The organism is Pseudomonas sp. Choline-02u-1 (assembly GCF_002836515.1).
GTDB lineage: Bacteria > Pseudomonadota > Gammaproteobacteria > Pseudomonadales > Pseudomonadaceae > Aquipseudomonas.
Window position 1 is genome coordinate 323,286 of the sequence record NZ_PJBC01000066.1, and the last position, 19,353, is coordinate 342,638.

Consider the following 19,353-nt stretch of genomic DNA (forward strand, 5'->3'; position numbering starts at 1 on the left):
GGAAAACTGATGTTTGACTATAAATTGCTCTCCGCGCTGGCCGCCGTGGTCGAGCAGGCCGGTTTCGACCGCGCCGCGCAGGTGCTGGGCCTGTCGCAGTCGGCCATCTCCCAGCGCATCAAATTGCTCGAGGCGCGGGTCGGCCAGCCGGTGCTGGTGCGCGAAACACCGCCATCCCCGACGGAAATCGGCCGACGCTTGCTCAACCATGTGCAGCAGGTGCGTTTGCTCGAGCGCGACCTGCAATCGGTGGTGCCGGCGCTGGATGAGGAAGGCCTGCCGGATCGCCTGCGTATCGCCTTGAACGCCGATAGCCTTGCCACCTGGTGGGCCGCGGCCGTCGGCGATTTCTGCGCCGAGCAGCATTTGTTGCTCGACCTCATCGTTGAGGACCAGACCGTCGGCCTCAAGCGCATGCGTGCCGGTGAAGTAGCCGCATGCCTATGTGCCAGCGAGCGCCCGGTGGCCGGCGCACGCAGTGTGTTGCTCGGCGCCATGCGATATCGGGCGCTGGCCAGTCCGGCCTTCATCGCCCGGCATTTTCCCGATGGTGTGCGCGCCGAACAGCTGCCCCGCACCCCGGCGCTGGTATTTGGCCCGGACGATTTCCTTCAGCATCGCTACCTGGCGCTGTTGGGCGTCGACGGCGCGTTCGAGCACCATTTATGCCCGTCCTCCGAAGGCTTCATTCGCCTGACCGAAGCCGGTCTGGGCTGGGGCCTGGTGCCGGAACTGCAGGTGCGCGAGCAATTGCAACGCGGGGTGCTGCGCGAATTGCTGCCAGATAAACCGATCGACGTGCCGCTGTACTGGCATCATTGGCGCAATGGCGGTCAGTTGCTCAACCTGCTCACCGAGCAACTGCTGCGCTCCTCAAAACAATGGCTAGTGGCTTGAACGCAGCGACAAGCGTCAAGCTGCAAGCAGCAAGAACACGCACCGTTTCAACTTGCAGCTGAAAGCTTGTCACTCGTAGCTGCTTTTCTGGAGTTTTTGATGAAGATTTTGGTTACCGGCGCCAGTGGCTTTATTGGCGGGCGTTTTGCGCGTTTCGCCCTGGAGCAGGGCCTTGAAGTGCGGGTCAACGGTCGCCGGGCCGAGAGTGTCGAGCATCTGGTGCGCCGCGGTGCGGAGTTTGTGCCGGGCGACCTCACCGACGCCGAGCTGGTGCGCGACCTGTGCCGCGACGTCGAAGCCGTGGTGCATTGCGCCGGTGCTGTCGGCGTGTGGGGGCGTTATCAGGACTTTCATCAGGGCAATGTCGAAGTCACCGAAAACGTTGTCGAAGCCTGCCTCAAGCAACGGGTGCGGCGGCTGGTGCATCTGTCGTCGCCGTCGATCTATTTCGATGGCCGCGACCATCTCGGTTTGACCGAAGAGCAGGTGCCCAAGCGCTTCGGACATCCCTATGCCGCAACCAAATACCTGGCCGAGCAGAAAGTCTTCGGTGCCCAGGAGTTTGGTCTTGAAACCATCGCGCTGCGCCCGCGCTTTGTCACCGGTGCCGGCGACATGAGCATCTTTCCGCGCCTGCTGAAGATGCAGCGCAAGGGCCGTCTGGCGATCATCGGCAACGGCTTGAACAAGGTCGACTTCACCAGCGTGCAGAATCTCAACGAAGCCATGCTCAGCAGCCTGCTGGCCCAGGGTTCTGCGCTGGGCAAGGCTTACAACATCAGCAACGGTACGCCGGTGCCGCTGTGGGACGTGGTCAACTACGTGATGCGGCGGATGGAAGTCGATCAGGTGCGCAAATACCGATCGTACGGTCTGGCCTACAGCGTTGCGGCGCTCAACGAAGGCGCCTGCAGGCTCTGGCCCGGACGTCCGGAGCCGACACTGTCGCGTCTGGGCATGCAGGTCATGAAGAAAAATTTCACCCTCGACATCAGCCGCGCCCGGCATTATCTCGACTACGATCCGAAAGTCAGTCTGTGGGCTGCCCTCGATGAGTTCTGTGCGTGGTGGAAAGCCCAGGACATCCGTTGAAACGATTCGGCCGGGCGGCACTGAACCGCCTTGCGGGTTGAGGGTCAATGCCTGCGGCTGCGGCGGTTATACTTCGCAGCATTTAGCCATCACCGCGTTTGCCAAAGGTTGCCTCAATGTCCATGCGAAACGATGCCCACGACGACGATTTCGATAACGTGCCAAGCCTGCGCGCCGATCCGTTCGATGACGATGACATCGCGCCCAGTCCCCGCACCTCCGTGCATTCGCGTACCGCGCCAGTGGTCAAGGTCAAGGCTGCCAGCACCGGGCCGCTGTGGGCGCTGGTCGGCGCGTTGTTTTTCGCCTTCATCGGTCTGGCCTGGTGGAGTTTTCAGCAGATTTCGTTGATGGAACAGCAACTGGTCGCCACCCAGGAAAGCTTCGCGCGGATCAGCGAAGAAGCGGCCGGGCGCCTGCAGGATATTTCCGGCAAAGTCGTCGCCAGCCAGAGCAACGTCAGCAGCGACAGCGAAGCGCTGAAGCTGCAGATCAAGCAACTCGAAGGCAAGCTGCTCGACCAGAGCAAGCAGCAGCAAGGCGTGGCCGGGCAGGCCAGCGAGCTGGACAAGCGGCTGGCGCAGATGACCGCACAGACCATCGAACAACAGAACGCCAATACGCAATTGCAGGCACAGGTCAAAGCTTTGAGTGCCGAGCTTGCGACAATCAAAAGCACCCCAGCCGATACCAGCAAGGTCGACGCGCAGTTGAAAGCCTTCGACGCCCAGTTCAAAAGCCTCGGCGCCGATATCGCTGCGCTGAAGAAACAGGGCAATCCGAGCGCGGCGATCGATCGTCTGGAGCAGGACATCGTGGTGCTGAAAAGTCAGCAGGACAACCGCCCGGCAGCGCCTCAGGGTGGCGGCAATACCGCCGAGTTCGATGCATTCCGCGCGCAGATGACGCGCAACCTCAACACCCTGCAGGCGCAGATCCAGAATCTGCAACAACAAATCAATTCCCGCCCATAAGCTGATCGAGGCTGGCGAGCACTGCTTGCCAGCCTCGCGGCGCAACGTTCAGAAACGCTCTGAATATCTCTACATGACCGCAAGCCGTCTACGCTCTTGAAACACCAAAAAGAACGAGGGATGCGCTATGGGGTTTTTGAATAAAGTGGCCTGGCTCGGCCTGATCTTGTTGGCCAGTGTCGGCCAGGCCAGCGCCGCCACCGCTGCAAAGGACGACAGTCAGGCCGCTATCGCCTTACTGGAAAAAGCTCTGGCTTACTACCACGACAACGGCGACAAAGCCTTCGCCGCATTCAGTCGCCAGGGTGAATTTGTCGACAAGGATCGCTACGTGTTCGTCCTCGACACCAAAGGCGTCATGCTTGCCAGTGGCGGGCCGTCATCGGCACTGATCGGCCGTGATGTCAGCGAAGTACTCGGGCCGGATCTGCAAAAGGCATTCAAGGATGCGTTGAAAGTGCCGGAAGGCAACGGCATTCAGCAGGCCGAATACCGCTGGCAGAACTGGGCCGACGGCAAGGTCGAGCGCAAGCATGTGTTCTATCAGCGCGTCGGGCAGCGAATTCTTGCGGTGGGTTACTACTTGCCACGCGCTTCGGCAGAACAAGCCAAAGCGCTACTGGATAAGGCCGCGACGGATCTGACCAAAGACGAGAAGGGCACGCTGACCGCGATCAACTCGCTCAAGGGCGGTTATCTGCAGGATGACCTGTATGTGTTCGTGGTCGATCTGGACAACCAGCGCTACGTCGCCCACGGCACCAATCTGCGTTTGATCAACACCGATTTCGGCAAGGTCAAGGACCCTGAAGGAAAACCCGTGGGCGAGCCGATTCTGGCGCTGATCGGCAAGCAGGATGAAGGCGAATACGAATACCGCTGGAAAAACCCGGTGACCGGCAAGATCGAGGACAAGCATGCCTACCTTAAAAAGGTCGGGCACTTCCTCGTCGCGGTGGGTTACTACAGCCCTTGAAGATCAAAACATCGCAGCCCTCGGCAGCCCCTACATGGGAAAGCGTTCTTCTGTAGGCGCTGCCGAAGGCTGCGATCTTTTGCCGTCAGCGGACGCCGTGCTCCCGCCCGCGCAACAGGTTGTTCGGCATGGCAATCGCCGCTGCCAGCCCCAGCAGCGACACCGCCGTGCTGACCCAGAGCAAGTGGCGGAAGGTCACCAGCAGCTCCGCGCGCAAGGCGTGCTGTGCATCGCCCGGCGCGGCGTTCAGGCCATCGAGCAGGACGTTGCCCGAATGGCCTTCGCTGATCAGCGCACTGTTCGCCAGGTGGGCGACACTGGAGTCGTGCAGCAATGCCAGCAACAGCGCCGACATCAACGCTACGCCCACCGCACCGCCCAAGGAGCGGAACAGGTTGGTGGTGCTGGTGGCGACGCCGATATCGCGTTGTTCCACCGAGTTTTGCGTGCCGACCAGCGAGGTGGGGAACTGCATGCCGCCGGCTATACCGCTGAGCAGCATGAACAAACCGCTGAGCAGCGTTGCTTGTGGCGGACTGAAGGCCATGCCGAGAATCGAGATCGGCATGAGGATCGCGCCGGTAAGGATCTGCGGTTTGTAGCGCCCGGTGATTGAGGTGCGGCGGCCGGCGAAATAGGCGCCGATCGGCAAGCCCATCGCCAGTGGCAGCAAGTGCAACGCCGCGCTGTCGGCGCCAGCGCCGGTAACGCTTTGAAAGCGCAGCGGCATCAGCACGATCAGCGAGATGGCCTGGAAACTGGTGAAGAAAATCGTGCACCAGCACAGCAGCGCATTACGGTTGGCGAACAGGTGCATCGGCAGCAACGGCTCGCGCGCCCGGCGCTCATGCCAGACAAACAGCGCCAATACGATCACGGCGCAGGCGAACAGGCCGAGCACTTCGCGGCTGCGCCATGAATGACCCTGGCCGACTTCTGTGATGCCGAGCAACAAGGTCGTGAGGCCGATGATCATCAGCACCGTGCCGAGGTAATCGATCACCGGTTTGCGCTGCGGAATCGGCAAGCCGCGCAGATTGCGGCGCGCCACCCACCAGGCGCCGAGGCCCAATGGCAGGTTGATCAGAAACACCCAGCGCCACGACAGGTATTCGGTCATGTAGCCGCCAAGCACCGGCCCCGCGACACTGGCCACGGCGTACATGCTGCTGAAGTAACCCTGATAGCGCCCGCGCTCACGCGGCGGGACAATGTCGCCGATGATCGCCTGACTCACCGAGATCATGCCACCGGCGCCGATGCCCTGAAGGATCCGTGCCAGCACCAGTTGTTCCATGCTCTGCGCCATGCCGCAGAACAACGAGGCGAGGGTGAACAGGCCCATGCCGAACAGCATCAGTTTGCGCCGCCCGTACAGGTCGCCGAGCTTGCCGTAGATCGGCACCGCCACGGTCATCGCCACCATGTAACCGGAAATCACCCAGGCCAACAGGCTGACGTCCTTGAATTGCGCGGAAATCGCCGGCATCGACACAGCGACGATGGTCTGGTCCAGTGCACCGAGAAAGATCGCCATCATCAAGGCGACCAGCACACTGCGAATGGCCGGTTTGGACGTTTCAGGCTGATTGAGAGGGGTCACGGAAAACCTGCGGGCAGTAATGGACCCGCGCGGCCATCGCGCGCGGGTGGATGCTCGCAGTGTAAGTCGGTAGGAAGCTATTCGATAGCCTCGTACGGAAGCCCGACGTAATTTTCTGCAATGGTTTTTTGCCCAGCCTCGGAGCTGACGAAGTAGTCCAGCTCAGAAGCGCTGATGCGCTGGCTGAATTCATCGTGTTCTTCGAAACGATGCAGCATCGAAGTCATCCACCAGGAAAACCGTTCGGCTTTCCATACTCGGCGCAGGCAGATCTCAGAGTATTTTTCCAGCAGATCAGTACGATTTTCGCGATAGACCTTCAGCAGAATATTGAACAACGTGCTGACATCGCTGGCGGCCAGGTTCAAGCCCTTGGCGCCTGTAGGCGGGACAATGTGCGCTGCGTCGCCGACGAGGAACATGCGCCCGTACTGCATTGGCTCGACGACAAAACTGCGCAGCGGCGCGATGCTTTTTTCGATCGAAGGACCGGTCACCAGTTTTTCCGCGAGGGCGTCCGGCAGGCGTTTTTTCAGCTCATCCCAGAAACGCTGGTCGCTCCAGTCGTCGGCGTTTTCATCCGCCGGCACTTGCAGGTAATAGCGCGTTCGGGTGGCCGAACGCATGCTGCACAAAGCGAAGCCGCGCTCGTGGCGGGCGTAGACCAATTCGTCGTGGACCGGCGGTGTGTCGGCGAGAATGCCCAACCAGCCGAACGGATAAACCCGCTCGAAAACCTTCAGACAATCGGCCGGAATCGACTGGCGGGCGACGCCATGGAAGCCATCGCAACCGGCGATGTAATCGCAATCGACGCGCCAGCTTTCGCCGTCCTTTTCGAACGTGACGAAGGCTTCGTCGCTTTTCATACCGTGGGGAGCGACATTGCTCGCCTGATAAATCGTCGGCGCGCCAGCCTCCCGACGAGCGGCCATCAGGTCGCGGGTGACTTCGGTCTGGCCGTAGACCATTACTGTTTTGCCGCCGGTCAGCGCGTGCAGGTCGATGTGCACCTGACGCCCGTCCAGCGCCAGATCGAAGCCGCCATGAACCAGACCTTCGGCATCCATTCGCTCACCGACGCCGGCCTGACGCAGCAGCTCTACCATGCCTTGTTCAAGCACGCCGGCCCGAATGCGCCCGAGAATATAATCAGGAGTCTGGCGTTCGAGGATGAGGGTGTCGATGCCAGCGTTGTGCAGCAACTGGCCGAGGAGCAGTCCGGAAGGACCGGCGCCAATAATGGCGACTTGGGTTTTCAGGGTTTTCATTGTTTTTATGACTCGCAAGCATCACGCAGCAATCGCCGGTGACTGATTTTATGGATCGAGTGCTTGCATTTTTCCCTTGCGGGTCTGTCAATTGAAGGTGAAAACTGAGCCGATACCTGTACATTCTGCCAATCGGTGCGATTATCGCCCAAAACCCGAGGCCTGGATTGAAGTGATGAACAAGCCTGCCCTGCCTTCGATTCCGGTGTTCAAGCTCTATGGCGAAAGCCTGGACTGGCCGACCCCGGACTTGCTGCACTGTGAAACCATCTCCTCGCGCAGTCGCGAACACCAGTGGGAAATCAAACCTCACCGCCACGCGGATCTGTGCCAGTTGCTGTTCGTTTTCAAAGGTCAGGCAGCGCTTGAAATCGAAGGGCAGCGTACGCAACTCCAGACGCCAGCGATTCAGGTGCTGCCACCGTTATCGGTGCATGGGTTTCGTTTTTCCGAGGATGTCGAGGGCTTCATCGTCACGCTTGCCACGCCACTGATCAGTCATTTGCAGGCACAATTGGGCGATTCGGTACACGCGTTGGCTCGGGTGGAAAACTACCCGGCCGGCAAGGATGGCGATTATCTCAACAGTCTGTTTTCAGCGTTGCAGGCCGAGTACAACGGCCATCAACCGGCGCGGGAAATGCTCATGCATTCGCTGGTCAGCCTGATCATGGTCTGGGTCAGTCGCCAGGCGATCGTCCGTCACAAGGCCAGTCAACGGCCGCAACGCCAGCGCGAATACCTCAACGGCTTCATTCAGTTGGTGGAAGAGACTTACCGCCAGCACGTCAAGGTCGAAGACCTCGCCCATCGCCTGGGCATCTCCGTGTCGCACCTCAACGGCACCTGCCGTGAACTGGCCGGGCAACCGGCGTTGCAGATCATGCACGAGCGCCAGTTGCTGGAAGCCAAGCGCCTCCTGACCTACACCAGCATGACAATTTACGAGATGTCGGAGTTGTTGGGCTTTTCCGATCCGACCAACTTCACGCGGCTGTTCCGCCGCCGGGTGGGGATTTCGCCGAAGGCATTCCGCGACCGCTTGAAGGCCGAGCAACAACCTTAATATCACCACCAAATATCTGTGGGAGCGAGCTTGCATTCCAGTTCAGGTCTATCAGCGCAATGCGTTCAGCGTGGCATTGTGCGGAATACACCGCTCATAGTTGCAACTCGCATACTCGCGCGGCAGCTGACGCAACTGCTCGACCCGCCAGGCAGCGGTGCCGTACAGCGCCAGCGTGGCGGCGCAGGTAATGAAGATGGCGGCGTATCTTTTTGTTTTGATGTTCATGGTGTTCGACCTCTGAACGTCTACCTTGCGGTATTACCTTGAGCATAGAACAAGATCAAAAGATCGCAGCCTTCGGCAACTCCTACAGGGGAAACGCATCCCAAATGAAGGAGCTGCCGAAGGCTGCGATCTTTTGACTTTACAGTCCCACATCCCACGCGGGCTTCTCCGGGAAACGCTGCACCAGAAAGTCGAGCATGCTGCGCAGTGCCGCCGGCATGTGTTTGCGCGAGGCGTACACCGCGTACATATTCATCTGTCGCGGCTCGGCATGCGGCAGCAAACGCAGCAGTTCGCCGTTGTGAATATGCACCCCGGCCTGGTAGGTCGGCAGCATCGCTATCCCTGCGCCGGCCAGGGTTGCACGCAGTAAGGTGCTGGCTTCGTTGGCGCTGATATTGCCCTGCACCGGCACCGAAACCGGTTCGCCATCCTCCTCGAAATGCCACAGGCTCTTGCCGAAATAGGAGTGGGTCAGGCAGTTGTGCCGGCTCAAATCTTCAACTGTTCGCGGCGCCGGTTGCTCAAGCAGATAAGCCGGCGCGGCGCAGACCACCGAACGGCACACGGTCAGGCGCCGGGCGATCAGATTCGGATCGAGATCGTTGCTGGTGCGAATCGCCAGATCGATGCGTTCATCGACCAGATTCACCGTGCGGTCGAGCATCTGCAGATCGATACTCACGCCGGGGTAAAGCCTGACGTACGCCGCGACCGCATCGGCCAGTTGTGCCTGGCCGAACGAGGTGCTGACGCTGATCCGCAGCAGGCCACGCGGCGCGTCATCGGGTTCGCTCACGGCGGCCTGCATGTCGTGCGACAGGTCGATCATCTGCCGACAGCGCGGGAGGATTTCACTGCCGGCAGCGGTCAGGCTCAATTTGCGCGTGGTGCGGTGCATCAGCCGCGCGCCGACCCAGTCTTCCAGCTCCGCCAGATAGCGCGACACCACCGGCCGCGACAGGTCGAGGTGATCGGCCGCCGCCGATTGGCTGCCCAGATCCACCACGGTGACGAATACCCGCATTGCTTGAAGCCGATCCATGATTTGCCCGCTTTCAGAAACAAACTATGTTCAAGCATCGCATTTTTTGTACTGAGTCTGGCAACTAAGCTCTGCTGCATCGCCAAACTGGCATTCGCAGTCCGGAGCAACACATGATCGGCTTCACCCCCTTCAAACGCGTTCTGCTCGCCGCCGCATTTTTCGGCTTTGCCGCCCAGGCATCCGCTGGCGAGCTGAGCCTCGATGTCTACAACCCGGGCACCCAGGCGATTTTCCCGGTCAGCTCGGTGCTGGTCAGCGGAGAGAAAGAAGCGATTCTGGTTGACGCGCAATTCGGCAAATCCCAGGCCGAGCAGGTGGTGGAACAGATCCGCGCCAGCGGTAAGCAATTGACCACTATCTACATCAGCCACGGCGATCCGGATTACTACTTCGGCCTTGACACCCTGACCCAGGCATTCCCGCAGGCGAAAGTGCTGGCCTCGCAACCGACCGTCGATCACATCAAACACACCGTTGACGGCAAACTGGCCTACTGGGGGCCGAAAATGGGTGCCGACGTGCCGGCAAAAACCATCGTCCCCGACGTGCTCAAGGGCGACAGCCTGATCCTCGAAGGCAAGAAATTGCAGGTGATCGGACTCGACGGCAAACAGCCGGATCGCAGTTTCGTATGGATCCCTTCGCTCAAAGCGGTGGTCGGTGGCGTAGTGGTCGCCGAGAACATTCATGTGTGGATGGCCGACACTCAGACTGCGCAATCCCACGCCGATTGGCTGCACACTCTGCACACCATCGAAACCCTGAAACCGCAAACCGTGGTGCCCGGCCATTACCTGGGTGACAGCAGCCGCTCGCTGGCCAGCGTGAAATTCACCGCTGATTACATCAAGGCCTTTGATGCCGAAACCGCCAAAGCGAAAGACTCTGCTGCACTGATCGCGGCGATGCAAAAACGCTACCCGCAACTCGGCGAGGAAAGTTCGCTGGAACTCAGTGCGAAAGTCGCCAAGGGCGAGATGCAGTGGTAAGCCGAACCTGAACACGCAGCATTTTCAAGCCCACTGGAGAATCTCATGAGCAAGATCGCAATCATTGGCGCCACCGGACGTGCCGGTAGCCAACTGCTGGAAGAAGCCCTGCGTCGCGGTCACAGCGTCACCGCCATCGCCCGCGATACCTCGAAAATCGGCAGCCGTGCCGGTGTCGTCAACAAAAATCTCGACGTGCTGGATTCGGCTGCGCTGCAAGCGGCGGTGGCCGGTCACGACGTGGTGATCAGCGCAGCGCACTTCGCCACCGTGCCGGCCTCGGCGATTGTCGGGCCGGTGAAGCAGGCGGGTGTGAAGCGTTTGTTGGTGGTCGGCGGCGCCGGTTCGCTGTTGCTGCCGGACGGTACGCGGGTGATCGACAGCGCCGGTTTCCCGGCCGAATACAAAACCGAGGCGAGTGCTGGCGCAGCGTTTCTTGAAGCGTTGCGGCAAGAGCAGGAACTGGACTGGACCTTTTTGTCGCCATCGGCTGAGTTTGTCGAGGGTGAGCGCAGCGGCACATTCCGGGTCGGCAAGGACCATCTGTTGGTCAGTGCCCAAGGGCGAAGCTGGATCACCTTTGCCGATTATGCGATTGCGCTGATGGACGAAGTGGAAACGCCGAAGCATTCGCGCCAGCGCTACACCGTCGGCTACTGATCAGAGATGCTATCCCTGTAGGAGCTGCCGAAGGCTGCGATCTTTTGATCCTGATCTTGAAAAGCAAAATCAAAAGATCGCAGCCTTCGGCAGCTCCTACAAGGATTTGTGTGGTAAGCGGGTATGAGCCTGCTCAACCAGCCAGAGCATCAGTTCCTCAAGTTGCGGCGAGGGTTCGGCTCCAGCAGGCACCACCACGTAATACGCCAACCCCGTCTTCACCTTCAATTCAAACGGCATCACCAGCCGTCCGGCGTTCAGATCATCACCAATCAGCGACCAATCCCCGATCGCTACTCCCGTGCCATGGGAGGCCATCGACATCGCCTGATCCAGCGTTTCGAAATGCTGGCCGCTGCCCAGGTTACTCAGTTGCAAACCCGCCGCATCAAGCCACACCGACCAGTCGTGAATATCGTGGGTCGGATGCAATAACAGATGCTCCTGCAGATCATTCGGTGATTTCAGTGCGGGCGAACCTTTGAGCAGTTGCGGCGAGCAGACCGGTGTCAGTTGTTCGTCGAACAGATGCAGCGCGCCTGGCGAATGGTCCGGTGGCGGGCCGTAAATCACGGCGGCATCGAATTGCTCGCGCTGAAAATCCACACCGTGTTGCAGCGACGCTGTCAGCTTCACCGGCACGTCCGGGCGCTCCTTCTGCCATTGCAGCAGGCGCGGCAGCAGCCAGCGCATCACGCAGCTTGGTGCCTTGAGTTGCAAGGTTTGCCGCGCCTGACCGATCTGCTCGGTTGCTTCACTGATCAGCCCGAAGACCTTCTCCACCTGCGGTAACCATTCCCGTCCTTCGGCCGTCAGCGCCAGACCTCTGGCCAAACGAATGAACAACGGATAACCGAGCTGTTCTTCCAGCCCGGCGATCTGTCGGCTTACCGCGCCCTGAGTGATGTGCAGCTGCTCGGCGGCGCGGGTGAAGTTGCAGCATTGCGCGGTGATCCAGAACGTATGCAGAGCGGGCAGGGGAGGCAGGCGTTTCATGGCGATCCGAGGTATGACGTGAGGACATGGCTAGTATGACTTTTAATCGATTGTTGCTGCCAGCTGCGCGCCGTTCCAATAGACCCATGTACAGACCCGCTTCCACAGGGAATCTGTGTTTCAGCGAACAACAACAGGCAATCAACATGGCAACGTGCGGCGAAGTACTGGTCAAGTTACTCGAGAGTTATGGGGTCGAACAGGTATTCGGCATTCCCGGTGTGCACACCGTTGAGCTGTACCGAGGTCTGGCCCGTTCGAGCATCAACCACGTCACGCCTCGCCACGAACAGGGCGCGGGTTTCATGGCCGACGGCTATGCGCGTACCAGCGGCAAACCCGGTGTGTGCTTCATCATCACCGGCCCGGGCATGACCAATATCACCACGGCCATGGGTCAGGCTTACGCCGATTCGATTCCGATGCTGGTGATTTCCAGCGTGCAGTCACGCAGCCAGTTGGGCGGTGGGCGCGGCAAGTTGCATGAACTGCCGAATCAAAGCGCACTGGTCGGCGGCGTCGCAGCGTTTTCGCACACGCTGATGTCCGCCGCCGAACTTCCGGTGCTGTTGGCGCGTGCGTTTGCCTTGTTCCAGGCCGGGCGACCGCGTCCGGTGCACATCGAAATTCCGCTGGACGTGCTGGTGGAACAAGCCGATGACCTGCTCGCCAGCCTGCCGGTGAATATCGACCGTGCCGGCGCCGCACCGGCTGCGGTGAGTCGCATGAGCGAACTGCTCGCTAACGCGCAACGTCCGCTGATTCTCGCTGGTGGCGGCGCTATCGACGCGGCGCCGCAGCTCACGCAAATCGCCGAATTGCTCGACGCTCCAGTGGCGCTGACCATCAACGCCAAAGGCATGCTGCCGACCAGCCATCCGTTGTTGATCGGTTCGACGCAAAGCCTGGTCGCCACCCGCGCACTGGTCGCTGACGCGGACGTGGTGCTGGCGATCGGCACCGAGCTGGCCGAGACCGATTACGACGTGACCTTCGCCGGCGGCTTCGAGATTCCCGGCAAGCTGCTGCGCATCGACATCGATACCGATCAGACCGTGCGCAACTACCCGCCGCACGTCGCACTGGTCGCTGATGCGCGCAACGCCGCGCAAGCGTTGCTCAGTACGCTGACGCAAAAGCCGCTGGCCGATCGCCGCAATGATTGGGGCCAGGTTCGCGCCGCGCGTCTGCGTGATGAATTGGCGGCGAGCTGGGATGCGCCGACGCTGGCGCAGACGTGTTTGCTTGAAACCGTGTTGCACGAATTGCCCGAAGCGGTGTTCGTCGGCGACTCGACGCAACCGGTGTACACCGGCAATCTCACTTTCAACCCCGAGCGACCACGCCGCTGGTTCAATGCATCCACCGGTTACGGCACCCTCGGCTATGCATTGCCGGCGGCAATTGGTGCGTGGCTCGGTGGGCAACCCGATAACGGCGCGCGCCCGCCAGTGGTGTGCCTGATCGGCGACGGCGGCTTGCAGTTCACGCTGCCGGAACTGGCCAGCGCCGTCGAAGCGCGGGTGCCGGTGATCGTCCTGCTGTGGAATAACCAGGGTTACGAGGAGATCAAAAAGTACATGGTCAACCGCGCCATCGAACCGGTCGGCGTGGACATCTACACCCCTGACTTCGTTGCCGTAGCCAAGGGCCTCGGCTGCGCTGCGCAAACCATCGGCAGCGTTGAAGAGCTGCGCGCAGCGCTGCGCAAGGCGACGGACCGGCAAGGCCCGACGCTGATTGAAATCGACCAGAACCAGTGGATGCAGGCGGTGGCCAAATGATCAGTTTCCCGACCACACTCGACGGTCTCTACATCAACGGCCAATGGTCGTCGGGCCGCGAACATCTGCGCGTGATCAATCCCGCCAGCGAGGCGCTGCTGACCACGGTCAATGGCGGTGACGAACACGCCGTGGATCAAGCGGTCAGCGCGGCGACCGAGGCGTTCGAACACTGGTCGAAAACCACCGGCGCCGAGCGCGCTGCGGTCCTGCGCAACATTGCCAATGGCGTGCGCAACGGTCGCGAGCATTTGATGAAATTGCAGTCGAGCAACAACGGCAAACCGCAGTTCGAAGCGGCCATCGATGTCGATGACGTGATCGCCACGTTCGACTATTACGCCGAGCTCGCCGAAGGCCTCGACGCGAAACAGGACAGCAACGTGCCGCTGCCCAGCGAGGATTTCAGCGCACGCTTGCGGCGTGAACCCTGTGGCGTGGTCGGGCTGATCGTGCCGTGGAATTTCCCCATGGTCACCACTGCATGGAAACTGGCGCCCGCCCTGGCTGCCGGTTGCTGCGTGGTGCTCAAGCCCTCGGAGGTGACGCCGTTGCCGGAGCTGGAATTGGCCGCGATCATTGCCGGATCCGGCTTGCCCGGCGGCGTGTTCAATCTGGTCTGCGGCACCGGTCTGGCAGTGGGCGCACCGTTATCGGCCGATCCACGCATTGCCAAAATCTCCTTTACCGGCAGCAATGCGATTGGCGTGCAGGTGATGCAACGCGCTGCCGAAACAGTGAAAGGTGTGAGCCTGGAATTGGGTGGCAAATCTTCGTTGCTGGTGCTGGCGGACGCTGACCTGGAGCTGGCGGTGGAACTGGCCTGTGGCGGTGCGTTCTTCAACGCCGGGCAAATGTGTTCAGCCACCAGTCGGGTGCTGGTCGCCGGGCAATTGATGGATGAATTTCTTCAGCGTCTGCAAAAGCGCGCAGAGGCGATTCGAGTCGCCGACCCGTTCGACCCGGAGGTCGAGATGGGCGCGCTCGTCAATCAGGCGCAGTACCAACGGGTGCTCGGGCATATCGATCGTGGTCTGAGCGCTGGTGCCCGTTTGCTCTGTGGCGGCAATCGTCCGGCGGATCTGCCGCGCGGTTATTTTCTGCAACCGACGGTGTTCACCGATGTGCCGCTGGACAGCGCGTTATGGCGTGAAGAGATTTTCGGGCCGGTGGTGTGTGTGCGCAGTTTCAGCACGCAGGCCGAGGCAATTGCCTTGGCCAACGACAGCCAGTTCGGCTTGGTCGCGAGTGTGGTGACGCGTGATGCCGCAACGGCAGATCGCGTGGCCAATGCGTTGCAGGCGGGGCTGGTGTGGATCAATGCGCCGCAGGTGATCTTCCCGCAGGCGGCATGGGGTGGTTACAAGCAGAGCAGTGTCGGTCGTGAGCTGGGGCCTTGGGGGTTGGCAGCTTTTCAAGAGATCAAGCATGTGATCCGGGCGGTCTGATCACAAAGATGTAGCGCCTGGACTGACTCCTTCGCGTTCAGGCTCGCTCCAACATTGGAATGCATTTCCCTGAGGGAGCGAGCCTGCTCGCGAAAGCGCCATAAGCCTCGCTTCAGATACCGGATCAGACCGACAGCCGCAGCCGCGCCAGATCTCGCAACGGTGGCGCGCCAAACAGCCGGCTGTACTCACGGCTGAACTGCGACGGACTTTCATAGCCCACCCGATACCCCGCCGCCGACGCTTCCAGCCCTTCGGTCAACATCAGGCGTCGCGCTTCCTGCAGGCGCAACTGCTTCTGATACTGCAACGGACTCATCGCGGTCATCGCCTTGAAGCGGTGATGCAGCGTCGACACGCTGAGGTTCACTTCCCGGGCCAGATCATCGATGCGCAGCGGCTGCTCGAAATTGCCGTTGAGCCATTTGATCGCCTGGCTGATGCGATGGCTCTGGCTGTTGGCGATCGCAATCTCGTACAAACGATGACCCTGCGGACTGCGCAGCAGGCGATAGAGAATCTCTCGGCGAATCAGCGGCGCGAGCATGGCAATGTCTTTCGGCGCGTCGAGCAGCCGCGCCAGACGCAGCACCGCGTCGAGCATGGCACTGTCGATTTTTTCCACGTACAGACCGCGTCCGGTCGGCCGCGTCGGAACGCCCATCGGGCCGGCGTCGGCGATCAGCGCGGTGATTTCGGTCGGGTCGATGTCCAGCCGCACGGCGAGGATCGGCTCCTCTGGCGAGACGTTGACCACGCGCCCGCTGAGCGGCATCGAAACGGACACAACCAGGTAATTCAGCGGGTCGTAGTTGAAGAACTCATCGGCCAGGCGGACCTCTTTGCGCCCCTGCGCCATGATGCACAGCGCCGGTTGCGCGAGCACCGGGGCGAAATCATGGGACTTGGTGTGGCGCGACATCACCAGCGAGCCGATAGCGGTCTGGTAGCTGCCATCTTCGCTGGTGTTGCGGCGGATGATCGCCGCCAGCTCCGCGCGCTGCTTTTCCATGTCGGCGCTGGCTTGAAAACGGTCGAATGACGTCATGCACGGCATCCTCGGCAAGAGAGGGGGAATGCAACAGAGCATATGTTTGTGCAAGCAGCAGCGGTAGACACATTCTGCCAAATGCTTGCCTGATTCTGCATCGCGCCGTTCGCGACCGTCGCCGACACGCCCGACCGTAGGAGCTGCCGAAGGCTGCGATCTTTGATTTTTGTTTTTCAGATCAAAAGATCGCAGCCTTCGGCAGCTCCTACAGGGCCGTGGTGGCGGCCGGGGTTTTGGCAAGTCTCGCAGGATTGTGCAACGCGAAGGCAGGAATCGACTAACGGCGCAGCCGCTACGGCCCTTAATCTTTGCTTCAGTCGCAGCCCGTCCCCCGGCTGCCACGCGATTTCATGGAGGGTTGATCATGTCCAAGCAGATGCCTGTCAGTCATATGGCCTTCGTTCGTGCCCAGGCCGGGCGTTCGGCGGAACTCGGTGTGCGCCTGAGCGCGTTGATCGAAGTCTCGCGCGCAGCCTCCGGCTGCCTGAGTTTTTCGTTGCAACAATCGCAGTGCGACACTGACCTGTGGCTGGTCAGCGGCTACTGGAGCAGTCAGCAGATGATGACTGCTTATTTCAACAGTGCGTCGATGGAAGTGTTCGCCGAGCTGGTCCAGGACCTGGTGGTCAACAGCCTCGACTTTCATACCTTCAGAGACGTCTCGGCCGCGCAGGCCCTCGGTCAATGCTCGGCACCGATACACAAACTCGCCGGTTGAGGGTTTAATGTCCGGCTTAATTATTGAGCCAGGATCCGCGACATGGCACGTAAAGAGTTTGAACGCTTCGAAGCAGTCTCCGCAGTCGTCCCCGTCGAGCTGGGCGGCAACAAGGGTTATTACGCGGCTATCGCAGTCAAGGCCTTGGTCGATGGCGGCGCACCACGCTTTCACAAATTGCTGAACGAGCAGGTGTTCCCCGGCGCCATTGCTGCCGATGACGCAGCCATCAACGAGCTGGACAAGCTCAAGGGCGTCACTGACGACGCCGAGCTGATCTGGTAATTACTTCTGCGCGCCCGGGCGCCACATCTTGAACAGGGCTTCAGGCCCCAGCTGGAAATAATCCGCCGGCCCGCCGCCGCGCAGAATCGGCTGTGCGGCGGCGGTGTCGTAGATGCCGTCCTTCAGCAGCCATTTGGCGATGTGCACCGCGACTACTTCGCCGAGGATCAGCCAGCTCGGCACGGTTTCGCCATCGGCGCGTTGCAGCTGGATGATCTGCGTGACCTTGCACTCGAAGGACACCGGGCTTTCGGCGACCCGTGGTACCGAAATCACCTTTGACGCCACGGTCGTCAGCCCCGCCAATTCAAACTCGTTGACCTCAGGCGCGACCATCGCGCAGCTCTGGTTCATCTGCTCGGCCAGCGGGCGGGTGGCGAGGTTCCAGACGAACTCACCGGTCTGCTCGATATTGTTCAGACTGTCTTTGCGCCCGACGCTGGAGAAACCAATGATCGGCGGAACGTAATTGAAGGCGTTGAAGAAACTGTACGGCGCGAGATTGAGTCGGCCTTCGGCATCCTGCGAGGAAATCCAGCCGATGGGGCGCGGGCCGACGATGGCGTTGAACGGATCGTGAGGCAGGCCGTGGCCGTTGGCGGGTTCGTAGAAGTGGATGTCATCGGGCATGGGGAGCGGATTCCTGAGCTGCATTCGGATGCAGCCATATTGCTAGGACACCGCGCAGACTTCCACCCGGACGCGAGATCCTGTAGGAGCTGCCGAAGGCTGCGATCTCTTGGGACGCAGAGCGTCCCCGGCTGCATTCCCACGCGGAGCGTGGGAACGATCAAGAGATGCTTACTGACCCACCGCTTTCGCGAGCAAGCCCGCTCCAACAGTTGCGATGTGTTGCTCTGTGGGAGCGAGTCGCAAAACCAGTGTTGCAGTGGCTGCAAGGCCCTGTCAGTCAGTCACGATCCGCGAATGCTTCTGGGTGTCTTTCATGGTGATGTACACCAGCAGCGACACGGCGATGCACGCTGTCACGTACCAGTAGTAACCGGTTTCCATGCCGATGCTCTTGAACCACAGCGCGATGTATTCGGCGGTGCCGCCGAAGATCGATACGGTCAGTGCGTACGGCAGGCCAACGCCCAGGGCGCGGATTTCGGTCGGGAACAATTCGGCTTTCACCACTGCGTTGATCGAGGTGTAGCCGCTGACGATGATCAGCGCGGCCATGATCAGGAAGAACGCGCCCCACCAGGTCTGGATCGTGTGCAGGGTCATCAGGATCGGCACGGTGAAGATCGTACCGAGCACGCCGAAGGCGATCAGGATCGGACGCCGGCCGATCTTGTCCGACAGGCCGCCGATGATCGGTTGCAGGCACATGAACAGGAACAGCGTGGCAGCGGAAATGGTGGTCGAGTCGGAGATGCTCATGCCGACCGTGTTCACCAGGTATTTCTGCATGTAGGTGGTGTAGGTGTAGAACGCCAGTGTGCCGCCCATGGTCAGGCCGACCACGGTCAACAGCTCTTTCGGGTGGCGCATCAAAGTGCGCATAGCGCTTTCTCTGGACTTTTCTTTCTTGGTGAACGACTCGGTTTCTTCCATGCCGCGACGCAGGTATAGCGCTACTACTGCGCAGAGCGCGCCAATGGCAAACGGAATGCGCCAGCCCCACGCGTACAGCTGTTCGGTGGTCAGGGTGTTCTGCAGCACGATCAACACGCCGAGGGCGATGAGCTGGCCGGAAATCAGCGTCACATACTGGAAGCTGGAGAAGAAGCCGCGACGTTCCTTGGTGGCCATCTCGGACAGGTAAGTCGCTGAAGTACCGTACTCGCCGCCGACCGACAGGCCCTGCAGCAGACGGGCGAACACCAGCAGGATCGGCGCGCCGATGCCGATGGTTTCATAGTTCGGACTCAGCGCGATCAGCAGCGAGCCGAAGCACATCAGGTAGACCGAAGCCATCAGCGCTTTCTTGCGCCCGACCTTGTCGGCGTACATGCCCATCAGCCAGCCACCGATCGGGCGCATCAGGAAGCCCACGGCGAAAATCGCGGCGGTGTTCATCAGCTGCGCGGTGGTGGAACCGGCGGGGAAAAAGGTTTTGGCGAAGTACAGGGAGAAGGCGGCATACACATACCAGTCGTACCACTCGACCATGTTGCCGACGGAGCCGCTGAAGATCGATTTGATCCGGCTCGCAGTGGTTCGCGGTTTGGCCGGCACGGCAGCCGACCCGAGGGGCAGGGCGTTGGAGTTATCCATTGAAGGATCCTTCGTTTAATTGTTTTTGTGGAGCGCGTCGG

19 protein-coding genes are annotated in these 19,353 nt (G+C 60.7%); 11 read left to right on the plus strand and 8 right to left on the minus strand.

The genetic code is table 11. The annotated features are described in order from the left end of the window. Positions 1–9 precede the first annotated feature (9 nt). From CXF97_RS26200 to CXF97_RS26215, 4 genes are all read left to right on the plus strand, one after another. The gene (locus tag CXF97_RS26200; RefSeq protein ID WP_101162211.1) at positions 10–897 is read left to right on the plus strand and encodes a LysR family transcriptional regulator ArgP; all 888 of its coding nucleotides are present in this window, start codon (positions 10–12) and stop codon (positions 895–897) included. Between the two features lie 99 nt (positions 898–996). After that, entirely contained in the window at positions 997–1,989 is a 993-nt protein-coding gene (locus CXF97_RS26205; RefSeq protein ID WP_101162213.1) for an NAD(P)-dependent oxidoreductase, read from the plus strand. A gap of 116 nt (positions 1,990–2,105) precedes the next feature. Beyond that, on the plus strand, positions 2,106–2,963 hold the full coding sequence (locus CXF97_RS26210) for an ATPase (protein WP_101162224.1): 858 nt from the start codon (positions 2,106–2,108) through the stop codon (positions 2,961–2,963). Between the two features lie 127 nt (positions 2,964–3,090). Next, positions 3,091–3,939: a cache domain-containing protein gene (locus tag CXF97_RS26215; RefSeq protein ID WP_101162226.1), complete on the plus strand. Its 849-nt coding sequence runs from the start codon at positions 3,091–3,093 to the stop codon at positions 3,937–3,939. 85 nt (positions 3,940–4,024) lie between these two features. On the opposite strand, the gene CXF97_RS26220 is transcribed toward CXF97_RS26215, so the two are convergent. Then, positions 4,025–5,542, minus strand: coding sequence for an MDR family MFS transporter (locus CXF97_RS26220; RefSeq protein ID WP_101162228.1), 1,518 nt, complete (start codon positions 5,540–5,542; stop codon positions 4,025–4,027). Between the two features lie 77 nt (positions 5,543–5,619). Then, positions 5,620–6,813: a 4-hydroxybenzoate 3-monooxygenase gene (pobA, locus tag CXF97_RS26225; RefSeq protein WP_101162230.1), complete on the minus strand. Its 1,194-nt coding sequence runs from the start codon at positions 6,811–6,813 to the stop codon at positions 5,620–5,622. 175 nt (positions 6,814–6,988) lie between these two features. Here pobA and CXF97_RS26230 point away from each other — a divergent pair, with 175 nt between their 5' ends. Beyond that, positions 6,989–7,879, plus strand: coding sequence for a helix-turn-helix domain-containing protein (locus CXF97_RS26230; protein ID WP_101162232.1), 891 nt, complete (start codon positions 6,989–6,991; stop codon positions 7,877–7,879). A 51-nt stretch (positions 7,880–7,930) separates the two neighbouring features. Here the strand turns inward: CXF97_RS26230 and CXF97_RS28275 are convergent, their stop codons facing one another. Beyond that, complete coding sequence (locus CXF97_RS28275) at positions 7,931–8,107, minus strand: hypothetical protein (RefSeq protein WP_016773438.1); 177 nt, start codon at positions 8,105–8,107, stop codon at positions 7,931–7,933. A gap of 139 nt (positions 8,108–8,246) precedes the next feature. Then, complete coding sequence (locus CXF97_RS26235) at positions 8,247–9,152, minus strand: LysR family transcriptional regulator (protein ID WP_218239554.1); 906 nt, start codon at positions 9,150–9,152, stop codon at positions 8,247–8,249. Positions 9,153–9,265: 113 nt separating this feature from the next. Between CXF97_RS26235 and CXF97_RS26240 the strand changes: the two genes are divergently transcribed. Both CXF97_RS26240 and CXF97_RS26245 read left to right on the plus strand, forming a co-directional pair. Continuing rightward, complete coding sequence (locus CXF97_RS26240; RefSeq protein ID WP_101162235.1) at positions 9,266–10,144, plus strand: MBL fold metallo-hydrolase; 879 nt, start codon at positions 9,266–9,268, stop codon at positions 10,142–10,144. 45 nt (positions 10,145–10,189) lie between these two features. Then, complete coding sequence (locus CXF97_RS26245) at positions 10,190–10,804, plus strand: NAD(P)-dependent oxidoreductase (RefSeq protein ID WP_101162237.1); 615 nt, start codon at positions 10,190–10,192, stop codon at positions 10,802–10,804. Between the two features lie 96 nt (positions 10,805–10,900). Here CXF97_RS26245 and CXF97_RS26255 read toward each other — a convergent pair whose 3' ends face one another. Beyond that, on the minus strand, positions 10,901–11,800 hold the full coding sequence (locus CXF97_RS26255; RefSeq protein ID WP_101162239.1) for a LysR substrate-binding domain-containing protein: 900 nt from the start codon (positions 11,798–11,800) through the stop codon (positions 10,901–10,903). A gap of 146 nt (positions 11,801–11,946) precedes the next feature. Between CXF97_RS26255 and CXF97_RS26260 the strand changes: the two genes are divergently transcribed. Next, positions 11,947–13,584, plus strand: coding sequence for a 5-guanidino-2-oxopentanoate decarboxylase (locus CXF97_RS26260; RefSeq protein ID WP_101162241.1), 1,638 nt, complete (start codon positions 11,947–11,949; stop codon positions 13,582–13,584). Beyond that, positions 13,584–15,032, plus strand: coding sequence for an aldehyde dehydrogenase family protein (locus CXF97_RS26265; protein WP_178081238.1), 1,449 nt, complete (start codon positions 13,584–13,586; stop codon positions 15,030–15,032). The genes CXF97_RS26260 and CXF97_RS26265 overlap by 1 nt, the downstream gene beginning before the upstream one ends. A gap of 124 nt (positions 15,033–15,156) precedes the next feature. Here the strand turns inward: CXF97_RS26265 and CXF97_RS26270 are convergent, their stop codons facing one another. Next, positions 15,157–16,080 (minus strand): AraC family transcriptional regulator, encoded by a 924-nt coding sequence (locus CXF97_RS26270; RefSeq protein WP_101162245.1) that lies wholly within the window; start codon positions 16,078–16,080, stop codon positions 15,157–15,159. Positions 16,081–16,447: 367 nt separating this feature from the next. Here CXF97_RS26270 and CXF97_RS26275 point away from each other — a divergent pair, with 367 nt between their 5' ends. Both CXF97_RS26275 and CXF97_RS26280 read left to right on the plus strand, forming a co-directional pair. Then, positions 16,448–16,801 (plus strand): putative quinol monooxygenase, encoded by a 354-nt coding sequence (locus tag CXF97_RS26275; RefSeq protein ID WP_101162247.1) that lies wholly within the window; start codon positions 16,448–16,450, stop codon positions 16,799–16,801. Positions 16,802–16,843: 42 nt separating this feature from the next. Beyond that, positions 16,844–17,086, plus strand: a complete 243-nt coding sequence (locus CXF97_RS26280) for a hypothetical protein (protein WP_041479831.1) — start codon at positions 16,844–16,846, stop codon at positions 17,084–17,086. Here CXF97_RS26280 and CXF97_RS26285 read toward each other — a convergent pair whose 3' ends face one another. Continuing rightward, on the minus strand, positions 17,087–17,716 hold the full coding sequence (locus CXF97_RS26285) for a flavin reductase family protein (protein ID WP_071173402.1): 630 nt from the start codon (positions 17,714–17,716) through the stop codon (positions 17,087–17,089). A gap of 276 nt (positions 17,717–17,992) precedes the next feature. Continuing rightward, positions 17,993–19,312, minus strand: a complete 1,320-nt coding sequence (locus tag CXF97_RS26290; RefSeq protein ID WP_101162249.1) for an MFS transporter — start codon at positions 19,310–19,312, stop codon at positions 17,993–17,995. Positions 19,313–19,353 lie beyond the last annotated feature (41 nt).

What these genes read in the sequence shown, in the direction of transcription:
- CXF97_RS26210 (WP_101162224.1), top strand. Translation starts at nt 2,106, where the DNA reads ATGTCCATGCGAAACGATGCCCACGACGACGATTTCGATAACGTGCCA.
- CXF97_RS26200 (WP_101162211.1), top strand. Translation starts at nt 10, where the DNA reads ATGTTTGACTATAAATTGCTCTCCGCGCTGGCCGCCGTGGTCGAGCAG.
- CXF97_RS26280 (WP_041479831.1), top strand. Translation starts at nt 16,844, where the DNA reads ATGGCACGTAAAGAGTTTGAACGCTTCGAAGCAGTCTCCGCAGTCGTC.
- pobA (WP_101162230.1), bottom strand. Translation starts at nt 6,813, where the DNA reads ATGAAAACCCTGAAAACCCAAGTCGCCATTATTGGCGCCGGTCCTTCC.
- CXF97_RS26255 (WP_101162239.1), bottom strand. Translation starts at nt 11,800, where the DNA reads ATGAAACGCCTGCCTCCCCTGCCCGCTCTGCATACGTTCTGGATCACC.
- CXF97_RS26260 (WP_101162241.1), top strand. Translation starts at nt 11,947, where the DNA reads ATGGCAACGTGCGGCGAAGTACTGGTCAAGTTACTCGAGAGTTATGGG.
- CXF97_RS26245 (WP_101162237.1), top strand. Translation starts at nt 10,190, where the DNA reads ATGAGCAAGATCGCAATCATTGGCGCCACCGGACGTGCCGGTAGCCAA.
- CXF97_RS28275 (WP_016773438.1), bottom strand. Translation starts at nt 8,107, where the DNA reads ATGAACATCAAAACAAAAAGATACGCCGCCATCTTCATTACCTGCGCC.
- CXF97_RS26240 (WP_101162235.1), top strand. Translation starts at nt 9,266, where the DNA reads ATGATCGGCTTCACCCCCTTCAAACGCGTTCTGCTCGCCGCCGCATTT.
- CXF97_RS26215 (WP_101162226.1), top strand. Translation starts at nt 3,091, where the DNA reads ATGGGGTTTTTGAATAAAGTGGCCTGGCTCGGCCTGATCTTGTTGGCC.
- CXF97_RS26270 (WP_101162245.1), bottom strand. Translation starts at nt 16,080, where the DNA reads ATGACGTCATTCGACCGTTTTCAAGCCAGCGCCGACATGGAAAAGCAG.
- CXF97_RS26275 (WP_101162247.1), top strand. Translation starts at nt 16,448, where the DNA reads ATGTCCAAGCAGATGCCTGTCAGTCATATGGCCTTCGTTCGTGCCCAG.
- CXF97_RS26290 (WP_101162249.1), bottom strand. Translation starts at nt 19,312, where the DNA reads ATGGATAACTCCAACGCCCTGCCCCTCGGGTCGGCTGCCGTGCCGGCC.
- CXF97_RS26235 (WP_218239554.1), bottom strand. Translation starts at nt 9,152, where the DNA reads ATGGATCGGCTTCAAGCAATGCGGGTATTCGTCACCGTGGTGGATCTG.
- CXF97_RS26230 (WP_101162232.1), top strand. Translation starts at nt 6,989, where the DNA reads ATGAACAAGCCTGCCCTGCCTTCGATTCCGGTGTTCAAGCTCTATGGC.
- CXF97_RS26205 (WP_101162213.1), top strand. Translation starts at nt 997, where the DNA reads ATGAAGATTTTGGTTACCGGCGCCAGTGGCTTTATTGGCGGGCGTTTT.
- CXF97_RS26285 (WP_071173402.1), bottom strand. Translation starts at nt 17,716, where the DNA reads ATGCCCGATGACATCCACTTCTACGAACCCGCCAACGGCCACGGCCTG.